We start from the raw sequence: 6,844 nt of genomic DNA, 5'->3' as shown, positions 1-6,844 counted from the left end.
TCAGGAAAGACGACACCTGCCACGCTTATGATCGCATGATCACGAAAGGCTCCGAGTCTCCCATCATCACGACCTGCGACACGCTTTTTCCGGACCAGTTCGGTCTGCGTGACAAGCTGGCAAGCAAGGGTTTTCTGGTCGAGGGCTATTACTCTTTCGGCGAGATCTATGATGTTCTCGGCCATCAGGGAAAACCTCAGGCCTATAACGGGCAGAGCCCCAATTTCTCGGGTAATCTCTGGCTCAACATGACGTATGACATGGAGCGCGTCGGGCTGAACAAGGGGTCTCAGCTCACCCTGTCGATGAATAACTGGCAGACGGCCTATCCCGGCGCCGGGATCAGGGGCACGGCGCTCAGTCAGGCCACCATCTTCCAGACATTCTTCAACGGACGCATCACCGCGCAATACGGCTATTACGGGCTTCTGGGTCAGTTTTACGGGCTGTTTCTGGGGACAAGCACAGCTTCGACCGCGCTTGGGCCGACCAGTATCATCCCGAACCAGGTGGGTATGTCTATGTATATGCCGACGCCGGGTCTCGATATCCGCATGTATGCGCATGACCGGCGGTTTTATAACCATTTCGGTTTTGCCCGCAGCCAGAGCCCTGACGGGTTTGGCGCGGATTCACGTGCCAACCCGTCAGGCGTGAATTTTCGCGTCAACGGCGCAAGGCCGATCTATGTGGACGAGATCGGTTTCAGGCAACGCCCCAGCGAGGGCAAACTCATGACGTGGCTTCGTGCCGGAGGGATCTATAACAGCTCGTCCTATTACGATTACCGCAAACGCGCCTTTGGTCATTCCAATTCGGCATTTTATGTCGTTTTCGACCAGCAGCTTGTGCAGACCAATCCGGCAATTCCTTATCTGGGCTGGTATATCGATCTGAAGACCGATCATGCAGACCGGACGAGCAACGTGTTTACCGATGATTATGCGGCGACGATCTATGCACTGGGGCCTTTCCGGGGCCGCGAGAAAGATATGCTGTCCATCGGGTTCACGTACAACAAGATCGGCTCGGCAGCCCAACAGAACCTGCAGCAATTTACGCCGCGCAAGTTCGATCACAGCACGACGTCGTCCGTTGCCTATGCGGCACACCTTCATCGTGGGATCTATTTTGTTGGTACGACAAGCTACACGACGCATCCTGTCGTCTCACGCCTGTACGCAGACGCGCTCACATTGCAAGGGCAGTTCACCCTGTCTTTTTGAGCTCAAGCCGAGGGCGAATCCCGCCGAATGAAACAGTTTCCCTGCCGGTACGTCCGTCACGGCAGGGCCTTTGGTCAGAGAACGATCGATCAGCGCGGAGCGACCCAGCCATTGCCGGTGGCGTCGCCGAGTTGTCCGCTCTGGACCGGGCTGGAATTGGAATAGGCCGAGCCGAACTTGCTCAGATCGGCACCGGTGACGGCGTCACGCTGCACGTTATCGGCGTGGTCAGGGTCCGGGCCGTGCTTGAATTCGGTGCTCGGTGTTTCCTGATAGCCGGGGGGCAGGGAGTGGCGCCCCTTGGCGGTCAGGTGTTCGCCCTTGCCATGATATTCCACACCGGTGTCGTTGCTGTTGTTCTGCGGCGCATGGGCCTCATTGGGGGCATTTTGTCCGGTAAACTGCGCAAAGGCGGTTCCGGCAGGCAGAACAAACAGAGTGGCGGCCAGAAAGGCGCCGCGACGGAGCTTTGCCATGAAAGCTTTCCCTTGCAGTTTCGTCCCGCTGCGGTCGCCGCACAGGAGTGGTGGTTGCCATTTCGGAATTTGGCCCGATCTCTGGCGCAGATACTGTTTTCAAGTAGTTCGTGAGACCAGAGGCGGCAAGAGCCTATTATGATGGACGATCTCTTCTCAGCAGCCAGACAGCCTGTGCTTCTGGCACCCGGCGCGCTGTTCCTGCCGGGCGCCGCGCGGGCCATGCAGGCCAGGCTGATGCAACAGCTGCACGAAATCACGGCACAAGCACCCCTGCGTCGCCTCGAGACGCCGGGTGGTCGGCGTTTTTCGGTCGAGATGACAAATTGTGGCGCGCTGGGCTGGCAATCCGACAGGGCTGGATATCGTTACGAGTCCCGAGACCCCCTGAGTGGTACGGCGTGGCCGGAGATGCCGGATAACTGGCTCGAACTGGCCCGGGTCATGGCGGAGCAGGCGGGCTATCCTGGCTTTGTGCCCCAGACCTGTCTGATCAACTGTTATGTGCCCGGTGCACGCATGGGGCTTCATCAGGACCGCGACGAGACGGCGCTGGACAGCCCGATCGTATCGGTCTCGCTCGGTGTGGCCGCACAATTTCTCTTTGGAGGGCTGGAGCGCACGGCCCCGACACGCAAGCTCTCGCTCCTGAGCGGAGATGTCGTGGTATGGGGTGGCCCGTCGCGTCTGGCCTATCATGGGATCGCCCCGCTGAAGCCGGGCCACCATGAATTGACGGGAGACCGGCGCTGGAATCTGACGTTTCGCCGGCTAGGGGCGTGCTAGCCCCTAGCCGGATCGGCCATTCCGTTTCATAGTGAGAACCCTTTTTTTCGGCTCAAGGAAAATACTCTCATGCACCCGAACCGCGAATCCGCTGTGCACGCCGGCTGGACGCCGTCGAGCTGGCGGTCGCACCCCATTCGTCAGGCTCCGCATTATCTGGATGCAGCCGCGCTCGACTCTGTCGAAGCCCGTCTGCGGCGATATCCGCCCCTGGTGTTTGCGGGCGAGACGCGGCGCCTGAAGAGCCAGCTTGCCAAGGCAGCGCGTGGCGAGGCCTTTGTGCTTCAGGGTGGGGCATGTGCCGAGAGCTTCAATGAGTTCACCGCTGATATCGTGCGCGATACGTTTCGTGTGCTCCTGCAGATGGCCGTCGTGCTGACCTTCGGTGCCAAGGTGCCGGTGATCAAGATCGGGCGTATGGCCGGGCAATATGCCAAGCCGCGTTCATCCGATACCGAGACGCAGAACGGCGTGACCTTGCCCTGTTACCGCGGCGACATCATCAACGGCCCGGAATTCACCGAGGCGGCGCGAATCCCCGATCCGGCGCGTATGGAAACAGGATATTTCCAGTCTGTTGGCGTGATGAACCTGCTGCGTGCCTTTGCATCGGGTGGTTACGCCAATCTGCATCAGGTGCATCGCTGGAATCTCGGCTTCGTCAAGCGCTCGCCACTGGCTGAACGCTATCAGGACCTTGCCCAGCGCATTGATGAGACCCTGTCCTTTATGGGGGCATGTGGCTTCAACCAGAGCGCGCCGCAGATCAACGAGACCGAGTTCTACACCTCGCATGAGGCGCTTTTGCTGCCTTATGAGCAGGCCCTGACGCGCATCGATAGCCTGAGCGAGAACTGGTACGATTGCTCGGCCCATTTCCTGTGGATTGGCGATCGGACACGCCAGCCCGATGGGGCGCATGTGGAGTTCCTGCGCGGTGTGGGCAATCCGATTGGCATCAAGGTCGGCCCCACCACCACGCTGGAAGATCTCGAGAAGCTGCTCGATATCCTCAACCCGAAGGACGAGGCCGGTCGCATCACGCTCATTTCCCGCATGGGCGCCAGCAAGGTGGGTGATTTCCTGCCGCCGCTGCTCGACAAGGTGCGTGGCTCCGGCCGCACCGTGACATGGCTGTGCGACCCGATGCATGGCAATACCATCGCCACGGCAGACAAGATCAAGACCCGCTCCTTCGACTCGATTCTGGGTGAGGTGAAGGGCTTCTTCTCGGTATTCCAACAGGCTGGGCTGCGCCCTGGTGGCATCCATATCGAGATGACCGGGCAGGACGTCACCGAGTGTGTCGGCGGTGCCCATCGTCTGACGGAAGCCGACCTTGCTGGGCGTTACGAGACGTTCTGTGATCCGCGCCTCAATGCCGAGCAGTCGCTTGAGATGGCGTTCCTGCTGGCCGAGGAACTGACGGGTCACTTCCGCGATCACGGGGCGCTGCGGGAATGACGCCCCCCAAGGCCGATGAGGGACGCGCTGCACTTGATGCAGCGTTAAGCCCGAAACTCGCTCTGACACCCGGCGAGATTGCCGGGCGGACAGACGCCTATTTCAACCGGACGCAGAAGATCGTCTCGCATTTTGGCGAGTGTCAGGTCACCTACGCGCTGTTCATTCGCCGGCCCGTCATTGCGGCGCATGGGCTGATGGTCGCGTGGCTCGAGAATGTCGCGCGTGAGCAGGGTTTTTCGGTCGAGATCGAGACGATCTACCCTGAGGGAAGCTGGGTTGGCGCAGGCGAGCCGCTGCTCTACCTGACCGGGCCCTTTACCCGCATGGCCCCCCTCGAAACCCTTTTGCTGCAAAAGCTCGGCTCAGCCTGCGTCGCGGCCCATAATGCCTATCAGATGGCGCTGGCCCTGCCGGATGCAGCGTTCATGGCCATGGAAGCCCGTCACTGCGCCGGATTCGAGATGCAGGAAATGATGGGCTATGCCGCCTCGATCGGCTCACGCGCTGCCCGACGCGAGGGCGCGAAGGGCTTCGTCGGTTGCGCCAATGATGTTACGGCGGCTTTCTTCGGCCAGGATCATGGGCTGGGCACCATGCCTCATGCCCTGATCGGTTATGCGGGCTCGACGCTGCGTGCCGCAGAGATGTATCGCGAGGTCTATCCTGACGACCCTCTCGTGGTGCTGGTCGATTATTTCGGGCAGGAAATCACCGATGCGCTCGCAGTGTGCCGTCGCTTCCCCGAGCTGGCGGCGCAGGGGCGAATCAGCGTGCGTCTCGATACGCATGGCGGGCGCTTCATTGAAGGGCTCGACCCCCAATCGTCCTATGCCGTGCTGGAGCGTCATACGCCTGGCACGATACGGCGCTACCGTTCCGATAACGAGCTGAAGGATCTGGTCGGCACGGGCGTGTCGGCCGCCGCCATCTGGTGGATGCGCGAGCAGCTCAATGCCGCTGGTTTCCCCGAGGTGCGGATCATCGTTTCGTCGGGATTTGGCCTGCAGAAATGCATGACCATGCGTGATTCCCATGCCCCGCTCGATGTGGTCGGGACAGGCTCGTTTATTCCGGTCAAATGGAACGAAACTTACGCCACGGCCGATATCGTGGCTTATGACGGTGAAAAGCGGGTGAAAGTCGGACGCGAGTTCCTCCTGCAGAGAATCCGGTCCAGAGAGAAGGAGAGCGAAGCATGAGCAGCTCTGAAGCAGAACCCGATCGCGGCTGGTTCGTCCGTATTCTCGATAATTCGGGCGGTGCGGAAGAAGGCATCGTGGAGGAAGTGAAAGACTTTCAGGACCTCGCCCACGCCAATGCCTACGCACGTGCCTATGTGCGCGACAGCGTCGAGCGCTGCCGCGTTGGCGGGGCCGCAGGGCGTGAAGTGCTCGAAGCCTGGTTCTCGTTCGGTGAGGACGCCATTGTCGTCGAGGCCGGAGATGATGGCTGGAAGTCTGCATCGGAACTTGAGGATTTCGCTGCCAACCCCGCTACGCCGATGGAGCGTGACTGGCGCACCCTCGATCCGCGCCGTCTTGTGGAGGATGATGAGGAGATCGAGATCTGATGCCGATAAACCGGCGTCAGATTTTGGCGGGCCTGTCGGCTGGCCCTGTGCTTGCGATTCTTTCACGCGCCGCAGTGGCACGGGAGACGAGTTCAGCGGTCGTTCCTCAGCCGCCATCGCCTCAGACCAGCCTGCCTGCGCTGAGCCGTCAGCTTCAGGCCGTGTCGCGCCGGCGTCAGTTCACGACGCTGCCGCGTCTGCTGGATCATCCCGATCTGTGGGACGATGTCGCTTTCGAAGCCCTCCGGGCCTATCGCAGCGAAGAGCGCATGATAGGCACCGGGACGTCGCTTTCGGGCAACTGGCCCGTCGAGGCGCAGAACCTGCTGAACAGCGAGATTTTCTCCTTCGGTCACCCCGAGGCCCTGCTTGTCATGGCATTATGGCGTGAGGCGCAGCTGGCCCTTTACGATGACGAGGCCTGGTCGCGTTATGGCCTGTCACGTCTGACGTCGTCGGGCCAGTCGGTACCGCCGCTCAGGCAGGTCGCCACAGGGTATTCGCGCCATCATCAGGATGAGCAGGGCGTTTACGGGGCGGCTGGACGCAGTATCCTGGCCTTGCAGGCCCGGGGCGTTGTGTTCCTCGCCTGCCATAATGCTGTATGGGCCCATGCCGGGCGTCTGCTCGCTTTGGGTGCCGTAGCCGGTAATCCAGGACAGGAACAGCTTGCGGCGACGCTGACGAACCATCTCGATCCGCGTGCTATCGTGACCCCGAGCGCACTTGGCGCACTCGCCGAATTGCAGCGGGCGGGGTTCTCCCGGGTTTTCTGAACGCGCCGGTTTTTGGACTCACGCATATTTCTGATGGCGATACCGTGCGCGGGCTATGGAAAATTGCCCGCGCCCTTGGCATAGAGGCAGCATGAAACTGCGCTTCGCCCCCAGCCCGACCGGCTATCTCCATGTTGGCAATGCTCGCCTTGCCATCGCCAACGCCCTGTATGCCCGCAAGCATGGCGCACAATTCCTGCTGCGCATCGACGATACGGATCTGGAGCGCTCCAAGGCGGAATACGAGCAGGGGATCAAGACGGATCTCGAATGGCTCGGTCTCGACTGGGACGAGATGGCCCATCAGTCCGAGCGGCTCGACCGCTATGCCAAGGCGATCGAGGCCCTCAAGGCTTCGGGGCGGCTCTATCCCTGTTTCGAGAGCGAGCAGGAACTGGCCGCCAAGCGCGAATTGCGCCTCAAGGCGCGCAAGCCCCCCATCTATGACCGTGCCATGCTGCGCATGACGCCTGAGCAGCGTGAGCGTGCCGAAGCCAATGGCAAGACGCCTTACTGGCGCTTTCGCCTCTCAGACGGTCACAA

8 protein-coding genes are annotated in these 6,844 nt (G+C 61.0%); 7 read left to right on the top strand and 1 reads right to left on the bottom strand.

Going from position 1 to position 6,844, the window contains the following annotated elements; genetic code table 11:
* Positions 1–1,226: carbohydrate porin (locus P792_RS25520; protein ID WP_235075420.1), on the top strand; the 1,226-nt coding region annotated here is incomplete at its 5' end.
* Positions 1,227–1,315: 89 nt separating this feature from the next.
* Here the strand turns inward: P792_RS25520 and P792_RS38465 are convergent.
* Positions 1,316–1,702, bottom strand: a complete 387-nt coding sequence (locus P792_RS38465) for a hypothetical protein (RefSeq protein WP_023978146.1) — start codon at positions 1,700–1,702, stop codon at positions 1,316–1,318.
* A gap of 141 nt (positions 1,703–1,843) precedes the next feature.
* Here P792_RS38465 and alkB point away from each other — a divergent pair, with 141 nt between their 5' ends.
* The 6 genes from alkB to P792_RS38460 all read left to right on the top strand — a co-directional run.
* Positions 1,844–2,488, top strand: coding sequence for a DNA oxidative demethylase AlkB (gene alkB, locus P792_RS25510; protein WP_031240351.1), 645 nt, complete (start codon positions 1,844–1,846; stop codon positions 2,486–2,488).
* A gap of 69 nt (positions 2,489–2,557) precedes the next feature.
* A complete protein-coding gene (locus P792_RS25505; RefSeq protein WP_023978144.1) occupies positions 2,558–3,952 on the top strand; it encodes a class II 3-deoxy-7-phosphoheptulonate synthase in 1,395 nt (464 codons plus the stop codon).
* Positions 3,949–5,154 (top strand): nicotinate phosphoribosyltransferase, encoded by a 1,206-nt coding sequence (locus P792_RS25500; RefSeq protein ID WP_023978143.1) that lies wholly within the window; start codon positions 3,949–3,951, stop codon positions 5,152–5,154. The genes P792_RS25505 and P792_RS25500 overlap by 4 nt, the downstream gene beginning before the upstream one ends.
* Positions 5,151–5,525, top strand: a complete 375-nt coding sequence (locus P792_RS25495) for a hypothetical protein (protein WP_023978142.1) — start codon at positions 5,151–5,153, stop codon at positions 5,523–5,525. Before P792_RS25500 ends, P792_RS25495 begins: the two co-directional genes overlap by 4 nt.
* A complete protein-coding gene (locus tag P792_RS25490) occupies positions 5,525–6,301 on the top strand; it encodes a hypothetical protein (protein ID WP_023978141.1) in 777 nt (258 codons plus the stop codon). The genes P792_RS25495 and P792_RS25490 overlap by 1 nt, the downstream gene beginning before the upstream one ends.
* 91 nt (positions 6,302–6,392) lie before the next feature.
* Positions 6,393–6,844 (top strand): glutamate--tRNA ligase family protein (locus tag P792_RS38460; RefSeq protein ID WP_023978140.1); only part of this gene is annotated, 452 nt, incomplete at its 3' end.

This window comes from Asaia sp. SF2.1, from assembly GCF_000505765.1.
Classification (GTDB): domain Bacteria; phylum Pseudomonadota; class Alphaproteobacteria; order Acetobacterales; family Acetobacteraceae; genus Asaia; species Asaia bogorensis.
The sequence above is the reverse complement of the archived record's forward strand: the minus strand, read 5'-3'. Positions and strand labels throughout refer to the sequence as shown.